The organism is Niastella caeni, from assembly GCF_004834005.1.
Taxonomy (GTDB): Bacteria; Bacteroidota; Bacteroidia; order Chitinophagales; family Chitinophagaceae; genus Niastella; species Niastella caeni.
In genome coordinates, this window is the sequence record NZ_STFF01000004.1 from 405218 (window position 1) to 425254 (window position 20037).

22 protein-coding genes are annotated in these 20037 nt (G+C 41.1%); 9 read left to right on the top strand and 13 right to left on the bottom strand.

Annotated elements, in window-relative coordinates:
- The first annotated feature begins 4 nt into the window (after positions 1-4).
- A complete protein-coding gene (locus FAM09_RS16610; RefSeq protein ID WP_136578252.1) occupies positions 5-1327 on the top strand; it encodes a RagB/SusD family nutrient uptake outer membrane protein in 1323 nt (440 codons plus the stop codon).
- 66 nt (positions 1328-1393) lie between these two features.
- On the opposite strand, the gene FAM09_RS16615 is transcribed toward FAM09_RS16610, so the two are convergent.
- Positions 1394-1642: an RNA recognition motif domain-containing protein gene (locus FAM09_RS16615; RefSeq protein ID WP_136578253.1), complete on the bottom strand. Its 249-nt coding sequence runs from the start codon at positions 1640-1642 to the stop codon at positions 1394-1396.
- Between the two features lie 471 nt (positions 1643-2113).
- Between FAM09_RS16615 and FAM09_RS16620 the strand changes: the two genes are divergently transcribed.
- The 3 genes from FAM09_RS16620 to FAM09_RS16630 are packed head-to-tail and all read left to right on the top strand — an operon-like array spanning position 2114 to position 5434.
- Positions 2114-3310 carry a glycosyltransferase gene (locus tag FAM09_RS16620; RefSeq protein ID WP_136578254.1) on the top strand — a complete coding sequence of 399 codons (1197 nt, stop codon included), beginning with the start codon at positions 2114-2116 and terminating at the stop codon, positions 3308-3310.
- A gap of 18 nt (positions 3311-3328) precedes the next feature.
- Positions 3329-4414 carry a glycosyltransferase gene (locus tag FAM09_RS16625; RefSeq protein ID WP_136578255.1) on the top strand — a complete coding sequence of 362 codons (1086 nt, stop codon included), beginning with the start codon at positions 3329-3331 and terminating at the stop codon, positions 4412-4414.
- Positions 4415-4417: 3 nt separating this feature from the next.
- On the top strand, positions 4418-5434 hold the full coding sequence (locus FAM09_RS16630) for a glycosyltransferase family 4 protein (protein ID WP_136578256.1): 1017 nt from the start codon (positions 4418-4420) through the stop codon (positions 5432-5434).
- 7 nt (positions 5435-5441) lie between these two features.
- On the opposite strand, the gene FAM09_RS16635 is transcribed toward FAM09_RS16630, so the two are convergent.
- Complete coding sequence (locus FAM09_RS16635; RefSeq protein ID WP_136578257.1) at positions 5442-6902, bottom strand: glycoside hydrolase family 130 protein; 1461 nt, start codon at positions 6900-6902, stop codon at positions 5442-5444.
- 116 nt (positions 6903-7018) lie between these two features.
- Between FAM09_RS16635 and FAM09_RS30730 the strand changes: the two genes are divergently transcribed.
- Genes FAM09_RS30730 through FAM09_RS16645 form a run of 3 tightly spaced genes read left to right on the top strand, consistent with a single transcriptional unit; the run spans position 7019 to position 8451 of the window.
- Positions 7019-7174, top strand: a complete 156-nt coding sequence (locus FAM09_RS30730) for a hypothetical protein (RefSeq protein ID WP_153825460.1) — start codon at positions 7019-7021, stop codon at positions 7172-7174.
- A gap of 58 nt (positions 7175-7232) precedes the next feature.
- Positions 7233-8045, top strand: a complete 813-nt coding sequence (locus tag FAM09_RS16640) for a class I SAM-dependent methyltransferase (RefSeq protein WP_136578258.1) — start codon at positions 7233-7235, stop codon at positions 8043-8045.
- Positions 8046-8094: 49 nt separating this feature from the next.
- Entirely contained in the window at positions 8095-8451 is a 357-nt protein-coding gene (locus FAM09_RS16645; protein WP_136578259.1) for a hypothetical protein, read from the top strand.
- Positions 8452-8483: 32 nt separating this feature from the next.
- Here the strand turns inward: FAM09_RS16645 and FAM09_RS16650 are convergent, their stop codons facing one another.
- From FAM09_RS16650 to FAM09_RS16695, 10 genes are all read right to left on the bottom strand, one after another.
- Complete coding sequence (locus FAM09_RS16650; RefSeq protein WP_136578260.1) at positions 8484-10922, bottom strand: mechanosensitive ion channel family protein; 2439 nt, start codon at positions 10920-10922, stop codon at positions 8484-8486.
- Positions 10923-11005: 83 nt separating this feature from the next.
- Positions 11006-12256 carry an aspartyl protease family protein gene (locus FAM09_RS16655; RefSeq protein WP_136578261.1) on the bottom strand — a complete coding sequence of 417 codons (1251 nt, stop codon included), beginning with the start codon at positions 12254-12256 and terminating at the stop codon, positions 11006-11008.
- A 76-nt stretch (positions 12257-12332) separates the two neighbouring features.
- Positions 12333-12917, bottom strand: coding sequence for a Crp/Fnr family transcriptional regulator (locus FAM09_RS16660; RefSeq protein ID WP_136578262.1), 585 nt, complete (start codon positions 12915-12917; stop codon positions 12333-12335).
- 75 nt (positions 12918-12992) lie between these two features.
- Positions 12993-13631, bottom strand: coding sequence for a rhomboid family intramembrane serine protease (locus FAM09_RS16665; RefSeq protein ID WP_136578263.1), 639 nt, complete (start codon positions 13629-13631; stop codon positions 12993-12995).
- A 121-nt stretch (positions 13632-13752) separates the two neighbouring features.
- Positions 13753-14307 (bottom strand): hypothetical protein, encoded by a 555-nt coding sequence (locus FAM09_RS16670; protein WP_136578264.1) that lies wholly within the window; start codon positions 14305-14307, stop codon positions 13753-13755.
- A 64-nt stretch (positions 14308-14371) separates the two neighbouring features.
- Positions 14372-14854 (bottom strand): GNAT family N-acetyltransferase, encoded by a 483-nt coding sequence (locus FAM09_RS16675; RefSeq protein ID WP_136578265.1) that lies wholly within the window; start codon positions 14852-14854, stop codon positions 14372-14374.
- A 2-nt stretch (positions 14855-14856) separates the two neighbouring features.
- Positions 14857-15387: a hypothetical protein gene (locus tag FAM09_RS16680; RefSeq protein WP_136578266.1), complete on the bottom strand. Its 531-nt coding sequence runs from the start codon at positions 15385-15387 to the stop codon at positions 14857-14859.
- A 63-nt stretch (positions 15388-15450) separates the two neighbouring features.
- Complete coding sequence (locus tag FAM09_RS16685) at positions 15451-16005, bottom strand: hypothetical protein (protein ID WP_136578267.1); 555 nt, start codon at positions 16003-16005, stop codon at positions 15451-15453.
- A 3-nt stretch (positions 16006-16008) separates the two neighbouring features.
- On the bottom strand, positions 16009-16479 hold the full coding sequence (locus FAM09_RS16690; protein WP_136578268.1) for an RNA polymerase sigma factor: 471 nt from the start codon (positions 16477-16479) through the stop codon (positions 16009-16011).
- A 2-nt stretch (positions 16480-16481) separates the two neighbouring features.
- The gene (locus FAM09_RS16695; RefSeq protein ID WP_136578269.1) at positions 16482-17819 is read right to left on the bottom strand and encodes a serine hydrolase domain-containing protein; all 1338 of its coding nucleotides are present in this window, start codon (positions 17817-17819) and stop codon (positions 16482-16484) included.
- Between the two features lie 200 nt (positions 17820-18019).
- Between FAM09_RS16695 and FAM09_RS16700 the strand changes: the two genes are divergently transcribed.
- A complete protein-coding gene (locus tag FAM09_RS16700; RefSeq protein ID WP_136578270.1) occupies positions 18020-18868 on the top strand; it encodes a hypothetical protein in 849 nt (282 codons plus the stop codon).
- A 200-nt stretch (positions 18869-19068) separates the two neighbouring features.
- Here FAM09_RS16700 and FAM09_RS16705 read toward each other — a convergent pair whose 3' ends face one another.
- Entirely contained in the window at positions 19069-19473 is a 405-nt protein-coding gene (locus FAM09_RS16705) for a hypothetical protein (RefSeq protein ID WP_136578271.1), read from the bottom strand.
- Between the two features lie 276 nt (positions 19474-19749).
- On the opposite strand from FAM09_RS16705, the gene FAM09_RS16710 reads away from it, so the two are divergent.
- Entirely contained in the window at positions 19750-20025 is a 276-nt protein-coding gene (locus tag FAM09_RS16710) for a helix-turn-helix domain-containing protein (RefSeq protein WP_136578272.1), read from the top strand.
- Positions 20026-20037 lie beyond the last annotated feature (12 nt).

The window sequence follows — 20037 nt, forward strand, 5'->3', positions numbered from 1 at the left end:
GTTTATGAAATCTCAAAATAAACTGCACCGGCTTATTCTTCTGCCTGCACTATTTTTAATAGCATTAGGCTGGTCGTCCTGTACTGTTGATCCTATACTTGATCCCAACAACCCAAGTACCAGCGCTCTTACGCAAAATGCTTCATTAGGAGAAATACAAAACCTGGTAGTTGGCGCGGAAGCGGCTATGAGAAATAATTTAAATAATTATTGGGATGCCATTAGTGTGGTGGGCCGGGAATATTACCGTTTCTCCACCTCCGATCCGCGTTTTACCTCCGACCTGCTGGGGAAAGGAAGCGCTATACTCGATAACAACACTTTTTATACAACGAATCCATTCAATGCAAGATACCGCGTAGTAAAGAATACAAATATCCTTATTACCGCCCTGCAAAATACAAAAGCAACTATTACCGATGCACAACGAAAAGCAGCTATCGGTTATGCCAAAACGGTGCAGGCGCACGAATTGCTGATGGTGCTCAACCAGCAATATGAAAATGGCATTCGTGTAGATGTATCAGACCCCGACAGGTTAGGCCCCTTTCTTTCAAAAGACGAGTCGCTGAACGCTATTCAGAATTTATTGAATGAAGCCAATGTTGATTTAAAAGGCAGTGTGGTTGACCTTCCTTTTTCAACTCTATTGTATAGTAAAAAAGCAAGTGAATTTTCTAAGTTCAATCGCGCGCTTGCCGCGCGGGTGGCTGTATACCGTAAGGACTGGGCCCTTGCCAATACTGCCCTCACAGAATCTTTTTTCAGTTTAACCGGCAGTCTTACAGATGGTGCTTATTACCTGTTTTCAACTGCGGGCGGCGACCTGTTAAACCCGGTGTTTTTTCCGCTTAATTCACCGCCGGCCGAAGCCCGGGTAGTGCAGCCCTCCTTTATTACAAATGCTGAAGCTGGTGATACAAGATTAAGCAAAGCGCCGAAACGCACTACTACCGCATCGCAGGATGGTTTATCGAGCGACTATGATTTTTTTGTATACCCAACCAATGTGGCACGGATGCCCATCATTCGTAACGAAGAGTTGGTGCTGATCTATGCTGAGGTGCAGGCACAGTTAAACAATACCAGCAATGCCGTAGCAGCCATCAACAGAGTTCGCAATGCGGCTTCATTGGGAAATTATGCCGGCCCCACCGACCTGAATAGTCTTATTACAGAAATCTTAAAGCAACGGCGTTATTCTTTGTTTGGCGAAGGCCATCGTTGGGTTGATATGCGTAGGTATAACCGGTTAAATGAATTGCCTATCGACAGGGCCGGAGATGATGTGTGGATGCAGTTTCCCCGTCCGGCTACTGAAGTATAAGGTTATAGCCGTATTTAATATTGAGGAACATAAATCATATGCATTAAAGGAAGCGCAAGGAGTTATTTATTCATCCCTTCGCCTGGCCTCTTTAACCTTAATTGACTGATTGTCGAGCATCATTCCGTTTAATTCGCGAATTGCTTTCTCGGCGGCCTTGGTATCATTCATTTTAACAAAACCGAATCCACGGCTTTGGTTGGTAACTTTGTCCATAATGATATTAATGGAGGTTACTTCTCCATACTGGGAAAAATGTTTCTTCAGGTCTTCACCCTGAATGTTGAAGCCTAGATTCGAAACGTAAATATTCATTTTAAAGAATTGAGAAATGAAAAATGATCTGAGGAAAAAAGCAGGAGGTAAAGGAAAGTAGCCTGATTATTCAATTACATAGTGCTAATAAACTCAAATGGTTGCTTTTTAAAGATACAATCTTTTTTGTTGATCGGTAATATTATTTCCCCTTTAGTGATCATGGAATTAATAACAGTTGGTGACGGTGGTGAGATAATATTATCTATTGTTAAATAAACTAAATAAAATATGCAGATGAAACAACAGGAACTATTGTTAGAATGCGTTGTTAGATAATAAATAGTTGTTACCAAATAAATAGTCTACCTTTATTTACTTTGTTGAAGATAATCCCGCCGATCCTTCTTATTTGTTCTCCGGTTTGTAAGCTATAATTTATTTTTCTTAATGACCTGGGCCCCGGGTTATAGCGCATTGTATTGGCCGAATTATTACCATCACCTTTTTATTTACTAAAAAAACATTTGCATGTTAGCATCCCAATCAAAAATTCTTTTTATAAGTACTTTCCCTCCTATAAAATGTGGCATAGCCAGCTTTACAGCGGATCTTATTCATTCAATTAAACCTGAATTAAAAAATGGTTTTCAAATCAACATTTGTGCGCTTGATAAATCGGCTGTTCCCGAATTATATAAATTCCCGGTGAGCATGGTCATGAATGGTCATAAGCTGGATTCCTGTATTGAATCTGCCGATAAAATTAACCAGGATAATACAATTGAGCTGGTATGTATTGAACATGAATTTGGGTTATATGGCGGTGACCTTGGGGCGTTCTTACTCGGGTTTCTGTCAATGCTTGAAAAGCCTTTCATTATCCGGTTTCATACGGTGTTGCCGGCTTCTGATTTGAAAAGGTTAAAACTTGTTCAGGCAATTTCCCTCCTGGCAAATAAAGTAATTGTCATGACAACCAACTCTGCCCGGTTATTGAAAGAAGATTATCAGATAGATGCAGAAAAGATCGTCCTTATTCCGCATGGCACGCCCGGGAATAGTAGTATAGAAGCGGTTGAACTGAAGAGGAAATACGATCTAAAAGACAACCTGGTGCTTACAACATTCGGGTTATTAAGCCCGAACAAGGGAATAGAAAAAGGCATTTTAGCTATGAAGGAGATCAGTAAGATATTTCCACACGCAATTTATATTGTGCCGGGCCTTACACATCCTAACCTGCTACAGGAAGAAGGTGAAAAATACCGTAACTATTTGCAACAAATAATAGATGAAAATAACCTGCAAAAAAACGTTCGGTTGGTGAATGAGTATATACCCACCAAAAAGCTGATGGAATACCTGGCGCTAACAGATATCTATTTGTTTACTTCGAAAGACCCCCATCAGGCAGTTAGCGGCACTTTCCTGTATGCCATGAGTGCAGGTTGCGCTATTATATCCAATTCTTTTGTGTTGGCCAAAGAGATGCTTGATGAGGAAACCGGTGTTATTCTTGAAAGCGGTAAGGAGCAGGAGTTGGCTGAACGTGCGATCTATTTGTTAGAAAACCCAGGTATAAGAAAACAAATGGGGCAACAGGCTTATTTAAAAACAAGAGATACCGCCTGGAAAAAAGTAGCTGAAAAGCATATTGATCTATATGAAAAGATCCTCGAGACCCCATTGGGTAAAACGGAGTTTCTTATACAGGCGATAAGCTAATTTTCAATAACAAATTTTATGGTAACTGAAGACATGTTATTATTCTCCTCAACCACTGATTTATTCTCCAGGTCGCAAATGCCTGACCTGAATTATAAGCATGTAAGTAATTTAACCGATCATACCGGTATTATTCAGCATGCTGTTTTTGCCATGCCTAACAGGAAAGAAGGCTATTGCATCGATGATAATGCACGGGCCTTGTTATGGGCGGTTTGGGCTTGTAAGAACAATAAGAAAGATCAGATTGCAAGTCACCTTCTTCCGGTTTATCTGGGTTTTATTCATTATATGCAAACAGAAGACGGATATTTTAAAAATTTTTTAAGTTATACCAGAAGCAGTTCCGAAAAGCGGGGCTCAGAAGATTCCTTCGGAAGGACCGTTATGGCGCTGGGTTATTTGATCAATGAAGGCCCTTCGCATTTACTGATCAAAACAGGCCGGGAAATTTTTGCAAAAGCTTTCCCTCATGTCAATGTGCTGACCTCCTTACGCGGTATGGCTAATTCAATTATTGGCATTTGCCAGTTTATTAAATCCCATTATCCTGATGACTGGAAAAGAAATGCGGTGATCCAGCTTTCCGATAAAATGGTTCGTATGTATAAGGATAACAGGAATGCTGAATGGCATTGGTTTGAACCGGTACTCACATACGATAACGCCATGTTGCCGCTGGCGTTATTAAATGCCTATGAGGTTACAGAAGATGAGCAGTATCTGGCAATTGCGCTTGAGTCGATGCATTTCCTGGAATCAAAAGTCTTTTATGATAACATCCTAAGGCCAATAGGTAATGCGGGGTGGTATAAACGGGGTGGCCCAATGGCGCAATTCGATCAACAGGGTATCGATGTAATGGCCATGGTGCTTCTTTATCAGCAAGCTTACCGGATCACACAGGAGCAACCCTACCTTACCCGGATGTATAAAAGCTACCAATGGTTCCTGGGTGATAATGACCTGGGCCTTTCATTATATGATTTTTCAACCGGGGGGTGTGCTGATGGCTTGCATAGTAAAGGGATCAATTTAAATCAGGGAGCTGAAAGCACCCTGGCCTACTGGATATCGCATGAGGTAGTGGTTTCAACATTATAAAAAATGAAAATAGCAGTTCTTGCCCCTATAACCTGGCGAACGCCACCGGTAAGTTATGGTCCATGGGAACAGGTTGCTTCTGTATTAACGGAAGCATTGGTGAAGAAGGGAATGAATGTTACATTATTTGCAACCGGAGATGCTGTTACGCAGGCAAATCTGCAATCGGTGTGTCAAAGACCATTGGGTGAATATCCTGCCGATGCAAAAGTATGGGAATGTCTTCACATCTCTAATCTCATGGAGCAGGCTTCCGATTTTGACATCATACACAATCATTTTGATTTTCTTCCCCTCACCTATTCAAAACTGATCAGGTGCCCCGTTATTACAACGATACATGGATTTTCTTCAGAAGAAATTATTCCTGTATATAAAAAATACAACGGCAATTCATTGTATGTTTCTGTCAGCCACAGTAACAGGCACCCTGACCTGCAATACCTGGATACAGTGTACAATGGCATAAACGAAGAACAGTTTCAGTTGGGTTCCGGCGCCGGTGATTATTTATTGTATTTCGGAAGAATGCATCCTGAGAAAGGGGCTTATGAAGCTATTCAAATAGCCCTTCAATCAAATAAAAGATTAATTCTTTGCGGACTGATCCAGGATGAGATTTATTTTAAGGAAAGAATAGTTCCCTGGCTGAACGATACAACCATTATGTACAAAGGAAATGTGGGGCCTGAGCAGCGTAATGAGCTATTGGGAAATGCACAGGCATTGCTGCATCCTATCAGTTTTGAAGAACCGTTCGGGCTCAGTGTTGCAGAAGCCATGATGTGCGGCACTCCGGTAATTGCCTTTAACCGGGGTTCCATGAATGAGTTGATCAGGAACAGGGAAACCGGTTTCCTGGTTCAAAATATAGCAGAAGCGGTGGTGGCTACTGGTAAAATTAAAAAAATAAGCAGACAGGCGTGCCGTGAACATGCCCTGGCTAAATTCTGCAGCCATGTAATGGCTACGCATTACATGGAATTGTACGAAAAAGTGACACGCAAAACTGGGTTGTAACCTCTGGTTAACCGGCTGGTTTTATTGCATTCAATAATGCTTTCAAAGGAACTGTGGCAAATGAAGTTGCATAATCGGATACGGCATAAGGGATAAATAAATTTTCATGGTGAATTATCGTTCCACATGAATAAACCACGTTAGGCACATAGCCATGCCATTCATCTTCATCTGGCATAAGCAGGGGTTCTTTTAACCGCCCCAGTTCTTTGGTTGGGTCGTTTAGATCGAATAAACTTGCTCCCAGGCAGTACTTACGCATTGGGCCTACTCCATGGGTAATTACCAGCCATCCATTTTCAGTTTCTATGGGTGAACCAGCATTGCCGATCTGTACAAATTCCCATGGATGGATGGGTTGCTGTAATAAAGTTGCCGTTTCCCACAAATACAGGTCATCAGAGAACATAATGTAATTATTCACTCCATCGATACGGGATAACATAGCATATTGCCCATTGACCTTCCTTGGAAATAAAGCGAGGTTTTTGTTAATAGCTGCTTTTCCATGAAGCGGTGACATTTTGAAATGCAAAAAATCTTTTGTTTCAATTAAATGTGGTAGAATAAAAGAACCGTCGTATGCGGTATAGGTAGCCATATAAGTGCCGGAGCCGTCTTCGGCGGTAAATTTTATGAACCGGGCATCTTCAATGCCATTTTTTTCGGTAAAGGTTACGGGAAAAATAACCCGTTCCGACAACAAAGATTCAGGTAAAAAATGTAATTCATAGCTGGTGTTTACCATGCTAAGGATATCATACTTTATTTTGTTTTTAGCCATTCCGGTCTCAACATGCTGCAAGGCAGATTTTAAAATCGACTCAATTTCTTTATAAGAAAAGGTATCATGCAACTGGCATAAGATGAGCGCACGAATTTCTTCCGGTAAAATTGAATGTGAAAGCAATTCTGTAAACGCCTTTTTGTTATTCCGTTTCTGTTGTGTAACCCTTCCCTGGTTCATATATTTCCCGGAAGGTTCAAAATGGATATTGCCATTTTTATGAAGTTTTGCCCGTTTGAATACAAGAGAGGATATATGACCTTCGCCGGTAGCTCTAAAACTTACTATTACATTTTTTTCACCGGCTGCTGCACCTGACTGATCGGGGTCTTCCACAATAGAAGGATTAAACAGGGCTGCATGCTCCAGTGAATATTCCATCGTAAAATACGAGCCTATCAGCAATTTCTTTTCATTGGTAACAGTGAGGCGCTCTTCTTCCGGCAATAAATGCTTTACCAGGTCAAAATGCTTTTCAAAAACCGCCCGGATATTATTATAGCGATCACGAAATTCATTGTGAACCTGCTGTAGTAATTCACTCACCTGGTTATCAGGCATCAGCATCACCCTGTTTATCAGTGTTCGGGAACGTTCATCACCGGTATTAAAAAATCGCGGAATTACCTTCCTGACATCAGGATTCAAGCGCACATTCATTCTGCTAACCTGTAGTTTCATATATGGAATTAAGTCCTGTAAAAAGTGAAGTTAGGTCAAATAACCCCATGATTTACTTTGTGTCGTATCAATAACCGGGAATTGATGTAATTTTGTTTTTGGGAGGGAATTGGTTTATGAACAATAAACTAATATACTGGGTGCCCATCATTGGGGTATTTGTGAGTTTGGCGAATTATGAAAAGGAAAATGACCTGGGCGCTTTCTGGAGTTATTACCAGGCAGTAATGATCCTTGCTACTATCTGGATCATAACATTTATTTGGTTTTGATGGTGCTTTTATAGAATCTGTCGTCATTAATTCGATGATATTCTAAAAACATACCAAAATGAATCCAAACAAAGCATTATGGGAAAAGGGTGACTTTACCCAAATAGCCGATACTATGCGGGAAAGCGGTACGGCGCTTGTGGCCAAATTGGGGATCACCCCTGGCCTTACCATTCTAGATCTCGGTTGCGGAGATGGCACTACGGCACTACCTGAAGCAAAATTAGGCGCCCATGTTTTAGGGGTTGATATCGCCAGCAATCTGGTAGAGGCAGGCAACAAGCGGATAAAAGCGGAAGGGCTTACCAATTGTACCATCCAGGAGGGAGATGCCACCGATCTGCATGAACTGAAAGATGAGTCTTTTGACATGGTGGTAAGTATTTTTGGCGCCATGTTCGCTCCAAAACCTTTTGACGTAGCCCGGGAAATGGTACGTGTTACCAAACCCGGCGGAAAAATAATCATGGGCAACTGGATCCCGGGCGATCCCACGCTGGTAGCTCAAATATTAAAGATCAGTTCATCCTACACACCGCCGCCCCCGGAAGGTTTCGTTAGCCCGATGTTATGGGGTGTAGAAAGCCACGTTATAGAACGGTTCACGAAGGCAGGTGTGGCAAAAGAAAATATTTCCTTCATTATGGATCTATTCACTTTTAATGCGCCTTTTCCACCGAAGGAACTAGTAGGCAGGTTCAAAAATTTCTACGGGCCCACCATGAATGCTTTTGAGGCTGCTGAAAAGAATGGAAAGGCTTCGGAGCTGCAGCGTGAACTGGAAGAACTGTTTGAAAGCCAAAATCAAAGCAACGACAAAAACACTACTTCCATACCAGCCACTTTTCTACGGGTAACGGTCATACGATAATGCATAACAGGATTTTATTTGCTACCTTTGACGATTTACTTAAATAATTATGACAGAAGAACAACATATTTTTAAGAAGATCGAGCAGGTGGGTGACCGGGTATTACGGTTAGCGGCTGTTGAACTTTGTAATGAAATTATTGAGAACAGGTACAAGTCGGCTGAGATCATTGACTTCCTGGGGAGCACCCGGGTATTTGCGGTTATAGCCAGGTATAAGAAGATGACGCCTCATAAAAATGATCCCGGCGATAAAGGACATTCAAAACTTTTATCAAACGCCTATGAATATTCAATAGGCGCGCTTTATTATGAGAATAAAGTAAAGGCCATAGAAACTGCAAAAGCAGACCTGGCGCATTTTTACGAAAACCAGGAGATCTACTTTGTAAAAAAGCAGGCGTAATTTACTGCCTGCTTTTTTAACCCGTTTTTATCTTATATTATTTGTATCCCTTCCTTCTTCAATGCCTGATATAACAGTATCATAATAGCGCTTTTTGCTTCACCAGACTTGCTTACATCAATGCACCAGAAATAAACTTTCAGGTCGAATCCGTCGTCGTATACCTTGGTGAACAATACCGACGGCTCCCGGCTTTCATAGATATACCCCGAAGCTAAAATGGCTTTTTTAACAGTGCTTGTTATTACTTCCATATCAGCGTTGCCTTTAACTGTGAGGTCCATTTCAAGCCTTTGCTGATTATTGCTCAACGTCCAGTTTACGATCTGTTGCGACAATACATCACCGTTTGGAATGATCACTTCTGCGCCATCGCCGGTCAACAGGGTGCTTGACCTCAGGCCGATCTCCCTCACCCTGCCCGATTTATCGCCAATTTCCACCACATCGCCAATTTGCAGTGGGCGGTCGAAGATGAGGATGATACCTGAAACGAAATTATTTACAATGTTTTGTAACCCTAAGCCAATACCAACACCCAGGGCGCCCAATACGATGGTGATCTTATCTACGGGTACACCCGAGGCTGCAACAGCCAGCAGGTAGCCAACACACAAGAGAACAAGCCGTGCAATAAGCAGCCGTGAGCGTTGACCTTTGTTGTGTATTTCATCGTCGGAACCGGTATCGCCAAAAAAGTAGCCCACGTATTTCTGCAGCAGGTGAGCGATCCAGATAATAAAGAAAAACAACAATACGCCACCGAGGGTAAAGGAAGCATTACCAATATGACGCGGGTTTGTGAGGAAATCACCCAAAAACTGCAATACGGCTGTATAGATGTTCAAATTGGTAGCAAACACGATCAACCACAGCACCACTGCCAGGAAAAGGATCGGGCGGCGGAAACCGGCAAGCACGGGCTGGTAATTCAGTCGTCCCTGTACATGGCGTCGTAAGCGGCTGGCAACGATCTGCTGCAGTATGGCTTCCAGGCATATTTTACTGAACACGGCCAGGCCGATGGCCTGTGTAAACGCAAAGATGGCCGAACTGCCCAGGATCTGGGCCAGCGAAACACGGCCTGCCATATTACATAACACGCTAATCACGTTCATCACATTATGCAGGATGATCACAAAGCGAAGGAAGCCGCGCATAGGGAGGTGTTGCTGCATTTGGGAAAGAAACAGGATGCCAAACACTACCGACAGCAAATTGAGCAATATAAGCCAGTTGCGTTGCCAAAAACCCGGGTCGGCCATATGATGGGTGAAAGCAAAGCAAATAAATAAAATTACCACGGCAACCCAGTAAACGAAAAGGCGGCGCGGCCACTTTTTCCAGCAGATGATGGTGAGAATGACAAGCATCAGGAACTGCATGGATTCAATATAGACGGAAGGCGCCTGCAGATCGAACAATGGCGCTACCGCAAACATCATTATAAAGGCAGCAACGATGTAGTTATGTGGGAGGTATTCAAATTCAAGGTGGTTGAAACTGTTCATTGCATTCATCCGCCGCAAGGTCCGGATGTTGCGATAGAGCCAGATGAAAAACAGAACGCCGATAAGCAGCAGGTAGAGCCGCTTATGACTGCTGTCTTTAAAATAGTATTTGAGGGCTTTTCGCTCTCCGTCGTACGCTTTGCCAAGCGAATGCCGTGCACTGGCAGAAAGGCGGGTAGTATCCTTTTCCCACAGGAAATTATGTTCTTTACCGAAGATCCGGGCCCCGGAGGTACTTAACAATGCGTTTACCTTATCGAGCAATTGGGAAGTTGTAATAACATTGGAAGAAACCTGGGTTTGCAAATGGTTAATATCCGCCAGGCTTTCCTTTAATTTTTTCGTTGACCCGCGAAACACTTCGCGCATTCCTTTTAATTGGGGGGCGAACTGTTGTCGTAATACCGAGTCGCGCCACAATTGACGCATAACGGTATCCCCAACCAGCGTTTTCATACTGTTGCGCAGGCCAATCAGTTTGTTTTCGGTGCTGTCAAGCACCTCGCGGTCTTCGTTACAATCTACCTGAATATGCAGCAGCAGGGTCTTAAATACCTGGAGGTTACGGAGGTTCAGGGCAGCGCTGTTGTTAAGCACATTGTCTTTTAAAACCGCCAGCATGGAGTCGGTATCAGCCTGCCGTTGTTTTATCAATTTTACCGGCAGCCCCAGTTCGCTTTTGTTCCCGACATTATTCATTACCAGGTATGTTTTTTCAATCTGCAACTGGAAATCGCTGGAGGTAAGTTTGCCTGAGTCGGCAAATAATTCTCTAAGTGCGCCGCCTCTTCTCAAGCGGGCTGTGTCTGACTGCTTTCGCATCGAATCTGGCTGCAGCCGCGTGGAATCTGCTATGTTGCGGGGAAGCCGTTGTGTACGGCTGGTATCCTGTGCGGATGCCGGGTACGCGAATATTAAACCGATTAATAGGATGACCAGGTGGCCTGGGTAGTTTCTCATGAATACTGGGTTTTTGCGCTGCTAAGCTATTCAAAAACTCATCTATAACAAAACATGGTTTATTATGCCGCGTTTTTCCCCATTTATTCACTTATTAAATATTTCATGCTTTCAAAATCTATTGTCAAAGCCTTGTTAAGAAAGAACTCATGAGATAATAACCCATCAATTTTAAATCCAAACGAGTTCTCAAGGGTCTTTGGGAAGGGGCCGTATTGTCCGTGGAGGTTGCTTACACATATATTTCCAAGGCATAATTTTTCAATGTGAAACGGGTAAATATCGTAATGCCCGCCGCCCCCCTGCCCGCTTGATCTTTTGTTTTTCTGAAGGGGTAATTTCAGTTTTTTTACTGTTGATGCAGGGCATGTAAAAGCTGTGTTTCCCAGGCCCGTGTCAATAAAAAACAACATGGTGTCGCTGTCGTTGATACTGCCTTTTGCCAACATATAATGATCGCCAGCTATTGAAAAAGGGATCAGGGAGGCATTAAGGGCATTGGCTGATAGTTGATCGGGGAAGTGCGTGTGTTTGTTCCTGAGAACAAGATCTCCGTTCTTATAATCTATTGTGGATAGGAATTGTGACAGGAAAATTGTGCCTATTACTCCGTCAATTTTCATTCCTTCAAGTTCAATATGCCTTAATTGCAACAATTGAACAGGTATGTTCTTTACCGTGAAGCGGCCAAGTTGAATAGATGAAATTTTTCCGTGTGAAATAGTTGCCTTCTTTCCGCCTCCAAAGTCGCTGATCTCCGGCTTGCCAAATATTTCGGCACCTGCTTCCCTGGCAAAATTTTCGTCCAGGATCAGTTCTCCGGCTCCCGTATCCAAAATAAAGTTCCCTTCATATTGTTGGTTAATTATAACTTTTACAAAAGGCAACGGGTTTGTTACAATAAATTGTATGCGTACTTCGTCAAATTGTTTATCAACCTGATATGGTGTTTGATTTTTAAAACGCGCTAACTTCAACGCCAGGCCTTCCCTGCCAATAGCCCGGAAATAGACTGCGGCTTTATCGAAATCATTTCTGCGGTAATATATTTCCGCTAAAAAATTATTGATCGTGGCAAAGTTGGGTTTTATTTTGGAGGCTTTCAATAACCAGCTTTCGGCTTCATCCAGTTTATTTTGCATTAATAAAATATAGCCCAAGTAAATCAGGGCTTTCCCGTTTTGCGGCTGCTTGTCTATGATATGAAGATATTCGTTTTTTGCCTGACTGAAATTACCCGACTTAAAGTATGCTTTTGCTTTTTTCATTGACTGGGCAGCAGATCCTATTCCCAGTAGTGTTAAAACTGACATCATGATCAATTTCTTTGCCATTGTTGTGTTTTCAATACAAAGAAATTACAGGGATCGCTTACTATATTTACCATAGGTTAAAAAATGAAAGATGCTTTCATTTTTTATTGCTTCTCATTCTGCTGAGGCTTTGTTGCGTAATTCCAAGGTAGGAGGCGATGTATTTTTGAGGGATCCGTTGCATTAAATTTCCCTGATGATCAAGCGCTAATTTGTAACGTTGGGTAGCTGTCATAGTGAGTAACTGTAACTGCTGGTAATGTTTATCAATGTACAGGGCTTGTGTGGCATATCGCCAGATCTTGTCGCCATAGCTGCTTTGGGCAGTAAAATTTACAAAATCACTATATGATGTAGTAAAAATTTCGGTGTCTTCCATTGTTCTTACTTCGTATAAGGTAGGTTTTTGGGTAAGAAAAGACAGGTAGTCAAAGGCGAATTCATCATCAAAAAGCAAGTCTGTGCAAATGAAATTATTTTCATTCCAAATCAAAATGCACACACTTCCAGAAATAATCAAGTTTAAGCTTTTTTCGGTTTTGTTGGCTTTTTTGATAATGGTTTCTTTTTTTATTGTTTTAATACAGCCTGATTGTGCAAGGAAGCTCCATTCTTTTAATGGAACTTCCAGGTACTGGTCAAAAGATCGTTTTATGATTTTTGATATCTCTAAGGTTGTCATGTTACGTTGTTGACATGCTGTAATCGGTTGATTTATTAAAGTGCTGAATGTTCAAAGTCCAATTCACTGGCTTCTTTATGCGGCGTATGTCCGATCTAAAGATTTGTAAAGACTGATAGAAGATAAAGCTCCACCAACCAGCAAAGCAGGTGCGTGACCATCTTTAAAAAAGCAAAGTACGATTGCGCCTAAAAAACCGGCTATTGGCAAAAATATGTAACCTGTTGGAAACGCCTTTCGATTAAGAAGTATATACATAAATAAAGAACCAATAACTCCGTATATGGCTGTTGAAGAGCCGCCACTAATTTTTGCTGACCAGTAGTAATTAACGATTTGTCCGGCCAGGCCAGCCCCCAAATAAATTATGATAAGATAGCGGCCGTAAAAATGTTCCGCTAAAGGTAAAAATACAATAATGAAAATGCCGTTGAATAAACACTGCCATAATCCCATGGGTTGAATGAAAAGAGGCGTAATGAGTCGCCATATTTCACCTGAGAGCAGCGCCTCCTTATTGCGTTCTAAGGCAGTTATTATTTCAGGAAAAACAAATTGCAGGCTAGTTATTACAGCCGTAAAAGATATTATAATTATACTTATTGGAAGTTTGGTAAAATTAATTTCTCTTCCTCTGAATTTGTAAAAATTATACATAAAGAACATGGCGGGCGGCATTACAAATCCGTTGGCTATATAGAATAAAATTTTCATGTTCGGTTGGTGGTGTTATTTTTTGATATGCTTTTGAAGAGAATCCAATTTACAAAACTTGAGGATATATCAGTTGCCATAACCGTCAGATCATATGGTAACATTTGCAGATAAGTCAATGTTATAGTTTCTTTCCATTATAATCAATCTTATATTTACCACCATTAAAGTCGGTTAATTCAATGTAGTTGTCATGCATTTCAAAAGGATTACCTTCTTCAAGGCAAACAAAAATGTCTGCTCCGCTATAGCTCCAAAGTATATTGCCCTTTTTGTCAATTCTCGCAATGGAAGTTTCACCATGCGTAATGTATGAATCCTGGTATTTATGTATTGAAAAGCAAGTAGCCCAGTCTGCTTCTGTCATCCAATTTAGGTTGAGGTCAGGAAGGGTTAAGCTAAAAACAGTATTGCTACACCTGAGTATTAAATTGTCTTCGTCAATAAGTATTGAATCAGGAGTTACTGAAGTTGCACCTGCTGCCACTAGCAAAATGGCGCTGGAAATAGTTACGTAGCTTTTATAAATAATGACTGCATGCTGTGAAGTTGGTATATATTCTTTGCCGGGCTGGTAGATTTTGTGGTATAAGGCTGAATTTTCTGAAGAATTACTGAATAAGGGATCGTCAAAAAAATCAATTGTTAAATCCTTGTGTTGTAGGGTAATTTTCATTTGGAGCTGCTTGTGTTTTTCCAGTATAAGGAGATTAAAAGAATGGGAAGGAATTTCATGGGGTTTATATGAGTTTGTAAATGTATTCTTCAATTTCTGCCTGCCTGGCATTGGCGAATCCCCTGTCGGTACCAACTTTGACAAAGCCGCATTTTTCCAACACCCGTTGCGAGCCTAAATTGTCGAAAGCTACCCGTGCAAAAATTGGCCTGGTGGTTTCTATTTTTAGAAATTCTAGTAGCGCGTTTGATGCAATGCCCTGTCCCCACAATTTTTTGTCAATCCAATAAGTAATTTCGGCATCGCCTTCCATAACAAATTTAGCCACACTGCCTGCAATATGGCCGTCCACCAATATCGTGCGATTATTAATAGTGGGGTCGCTAAGAAGTTTGGTGTATTTATTTATATAAGCGACCTTGTCGGTATGGTCTTTAGGCATAAAAGCCGCCAGGTATCCAGCCTCTTCATCGAGTTGAAATAGAAATAACTGTTCTAAGTCGGCAATTGTGGTTTGTCTAAGTTTTATTTCTCTTTTATCTGTCATATTTATTTGTTAGGCAGAAAATGGAAAAATTGCGAAAAGCGTAAGTTCAAAATTTCAGGGTGTATTTTTTGCCATTCACCTGGTTCTTTATGGTATGATCCTTCACTGCTGAAAAGCAATTCAAAGTCCTCCCCTACAGTCAACTTCATAGCGTCAAAGAACGCTTCTTCTTTAAAATGGATGCCTTCTTCATTGAGTTTTCGTTTGAAGTTTTCAAGTCTGGTGTCTATCCACGTTTTTTTAAACCATGAAGTAAATTTAAAACGATCGTTCTGATAATGAAAGGTACGATTGAATTTCCAGGTCCTCAGGTCCAGAACGTATCCGTTTGAGATGGAATGTAAATGATTATTTCTAAAGTTAAATTCAAATCTATCGTACAGGATGGCGTCGTTATTCACCGGATTGAAGTCGGGGTTGGAATAACCATCGGGTTCACCAAGGGCATCGATAACTTTCTGTTTCGGGTCACCTAATTTAATTGGGCCGAATTGTTTATCTCTAATGAAGTCAAGTAGTTTTATTTCGATCATACATAAATGCCGGTTGGTCAAAAACCTACAGGCGCTATTAAGCTGAAATAAACCAGGCGGCTTTTAATTATTTGAATGATATAAATTATCTATAGTCCCCTTCATTTGTCGGATCCTCCTGAACCAGATCCCTGACAATAACGTCAATTGCACAAGCAAAATTCCTATGATACCTATGAGGATCCAATACTTTTCTGTGTTAAACGTAATCACAAATGTAAAGAAAAGCAATAAACACCCGGCCATTAACGCACGGCTTGCAACGGATAGCGCTGCAAATATTTTCATTTTGAAAAGATGATCTTCCAGCGATTGTTTAAGATTGTCGGCCCTGATAGGGCGTTTCGTGAGCACATAGCCGATCATATTGTGGGTGATGGCCAGCAGCATTGCGCCTGCAATCAGCCCATTGATATATATCGGCTTACGATCGCCATCGAAGAGATCATAATAAACAAAAAGAAAGGCTGTAAAGGCCAGTGTTTCTATGATCAATTGTCTGCGAATTCGTTTTAATACCGGGTGCCTTTTTTCCAGCAGCATGGATTTTAATTCGGTCGTATTTTTGGGCGTTGTATCTACAGCCCGCCAGGCCGAGAGTAAAGCATCCTGATCCATTGTTTATTTTTTTAAAAGTTGCTGAATTTTATTTTTTATCCTGTTCAATTTTACGCTTACATTATTTTCAGTGATCCCGATGATATCTGCGATCTCTTTATGGCTCAATTCTTCGAGGTATAAAGTAATGAGCGCTTTTTCTCCGTCGTTCAATTTCTTAAGCGCTTCAAACAATTGTTCTTCCTGTTGTCCGGGCTCCTGTTGCACTACCGGTTCATCAGGCAATGTTGGCGTGTATATGATAGCTGGTTTCTTTTTACGAAAAGCGACGAGCGCTGTATTAAGGGCTACTTTGTACATCCAGGTACTAAAACCTGCTTTGCCACTGTATGTGGGCAAAGATTTCCATAATTGGAACACGATTTCCTGGAAGAGATCTTCCCGGTCTTCCTTTGCATCCCTGTACAGCCTGCATATTTTATGAATTATTCCCTGGTGCTGATCGATCAGTTGTACAAATTGACTTTCATCCATGATTATCTTTTATAAAAATGATGTAGCTGGCCTTTCAATTCAGCCTCCAGACCGGTAATATCACCTTCTTCATTCTTCTTAAAAGTAAGATGTACGTTTACTTTTTTTCCGTAAAGCTTGAGCCTGGCTTCCGGATAAAGCTCAAAAGGCGGATTAGAGCCTACTTTGGCATAAAGCTGATTGTTTATTAACAGAATATTCAATTCCCTGTTGTCGGCCACATAGCTGCCTGTAAAGGTCTGCAATTCTTCGGCATTCATTTTCATTGCCTGGCCAATTACCGGCAATTCGAATGGCTCCTGGAAAATAATTTTTTCGATATCGTACCATAATTCATTTACCGGCAGTGTGGAAACATTGCTTAAGATTACAACCGATAATTGTTCATCGGGGTACCAGGCCGACAGGGCCGAGCAACCAAATGTTCCGCCGCCGTGATAATAAACACGCCTTTTCCCTGAGCGGAGAAACCATCCATATCCGTAGTTAGGTGTTCTTGGAGTGTAGGAAGTAAATAGCCGATTTTCCAGGTTTTTGCTCCAGACGCCATTTCCGGAAAAGCTATTGTTCCATTTTGTAAGATCTTCTGCACTGGTGTATAGATCACCTGATCCTTTCATCAGTGAAAGATCCCTGTAAGGCGCTCTGATCAGGCTGTCTCCAAGCAGGTGATAGCCTGGGACCAGGCCCGGAATTATTTTTTCAGTTGTATATACACCGGTATTCTTCAAATGTAATGGTCGCACTATTTTCTCTGTAAGAAGTTGTGAATACGGCTGCTTATAAGCTATTTCAAGTATGCAGGCAAGCAGAAAATAACCCGGACTGGAATACTTCATCTCTTTTCCTGGTTCAAATAAGAGCTTCATGGAAAAAATTTCGGCAAGGGCCTGGTCCTTTGAAAACGGCAGGCGGGATTTCAATAACCAGTAGTCTTTAATGCCCTCGTTGTGGGGAATGCCGGAAGTATGCGAGAGCAATTGATGCAAACTAATGTTGCTCCATGCCGTATCTTTTATTGCAGGGAAAAATTTACCCAGGGAATCATTGAGGTGAAGCCGGCCCTCCTCTGCTGCCAGCGCCACCAGCAGGGCGGTAAACTGTTTGCTTATGGAGGCTACCGGGAATACGGCATGCACACTTAAAGGAATATCCAGTTCCAGTGATGCTTTTCCAATGCTTACCTGGTAAAGCACCTGGTTGTTTTTTGATACCATCAGGGTTCCGTTGAAACCCAGTCGCTTATGCTGCAGTTCCAGGTATGCATGCAACAATTTAGCTTGTCCTGTACAAACTACCGAAAATGCGAGCAGGGGGAATAGCCATATTAAACGGGCCATATTTGCTGTTTAGCGGTTAGTTGCAGGAAATTGAGGAAACCTTACATAGACCCTAAAATATTTTTCCCAGGGTTACAAAAAAAAAACCATGTTAATTGGCTACACACTTATCGCCCAAAACTGCACGGTTATACGCTAAAATGACACGTTTATTGGTTGAATTTTAAAAGACACCAGCTGGGAATATATTTGTAACAATTATGCCTTTATTTATCCGTAAACTACTTGTTTTGTTTTTGCTGAGTAATATGGTCTTTGGAAGCCTGATGGCGCGTCAGATCCCTATTCCCGTTGGGTTCATTGTTGGGGCCTTAACATATCATCCTAAAGAGAAAGCAGTAAAACAATTCAGGTCATATAAGTTTGATTCTACCGATGCCATCATTGGCATTGATTTTTCCGATAGTGCGAACGGCAGGTACAAAAAATTTAGTTTCATTATTGATAATGTACATGATTTGAATGAATTTAGAAAAAGCTGGATTTATAAAAATAGTGTAGAACCGGCAACAGATAAGGGTGTTTTCAACGTCTATTATATAAAAAATAAAGTGAAAGAAAAAGCCTGGATTATATTCCCGGAATTGAAGAGCATTGTGACAGATAACGGCCATAATTCGTTTGATACCTCGATTTTATCAACCCTTCATTCAAAATACCCGCTTGTGTATCGTAGGCGCACCGATACGGTGAGAGGTAAGGACGATTTTCTTAAATTTAATGATAGTGTTAAAGCAAATCCATCTTTTCTTTTTTTGATAGAACCATATATGGCATACGAAGGTTCCTTTGATGTTACAATAAAGGCCGGTTCAGGCATTTCTCCGGAAGATGTTGGTGAAAGAATACATAACAAATGCAATAAAATAAAGCCGAAAACGGCCTTTAATGTTTTTTTGAAAGTAGATGAAAATGGCAGTGATGCAAAGCACAAGACCTATTTTGTCAGATGTAACCAGGCTTTGTATGTGCAATTTTCTGATCCTGAGTTGGAAAAAGGCGACTGGACACCCGCCGTGTTTGTAGTACAATCTTATTGGCGGGAATAATGTACAGGCAGTTTTGTCTTAACAGGAGCTGCTGAAGTTTTTCTTTGTCATCTTTGTAGGTTTCCAATTCTCCGATTATGCTTAATGCAACGCTGCGCAAATAATCCGTATGCTCATGGGTATGGTTTATTAGTTTGCTATTAACATTAAGTGTCAGCGAACGAAAGGTGTTAATATATCCCCTGGTATACACCACCAACCTAAAAGCACACTCTTATCAAAGCTTTGTTATTTGCTTTGTCTAAACAAGGCGGGCAGCCAATTTTGATACTTGTGTGGTAATTGGAGAAGATGATAACACTTACCACTTCACCAGTCATGGTGGCGTTTAACTTTTCAGTCATACTACCACAATAGGGGCAACTTAATTTGCTAATGATATCGCAGTACTTATTGATTTCATCAGGTGTGTAGGTTTTGTTTTGCGCTTCCACTCCCTTGGTAATGTTCTGGCTCAATCCGCGTCTATTGATTTCGGCTTTGACTATTGCAATTGCTTCGGGTGTAAGGCCGGAAGCATCCTGGGTTGCAATCCTGGTTAATTCGTCGTCAGACATCCGTTGATATGTCTCTTGCACGAATTTTATGTCCATTCCTGTGCTCATATGGTTAGAAATTGTATTCTCTAAGAAACGAATTAATATTTAAAACTATAAGCTGGTTAGTGAAGTTTTGCCTGAAAGCTGCTGCCCATTTTTGTAATTACGTTGTTCTTTTTTTGTAAATAAACATAAGCATGTTGATGAGCGGGTTTAAGTTTCCCTGATTGTATATATAAAGTTTGGAACAAATTCGCTAATTCCTATGAAATATATTTCATATTCTTTAATTCTTACTATATTAGCCAAATTTTGTCAAGTCAATTTTGAAATAGACATACCATGATTGGTGATAAGATCAGGCAATTGAGAGAACAAAACAATATTTTGCTGCGTAATTTGGCTGCGCAACTAGATATGGATACGGCTACGCTGAGTAAAATGGAACGTGGCAGCCGTTTTTTCAGAAAGGAAGATATTATAACCCTATCCAGGATATTTAAGCAACCGGCCAAAGAGCTGTTAACTCTATGGCTGGCCTACAAGATATTAAAAACAATAGACAAAGAAGAATACAAAGAACAGGCCCTTAAGCTGGCCCTGAAATCAATTCAATAACCGAGCAATTGA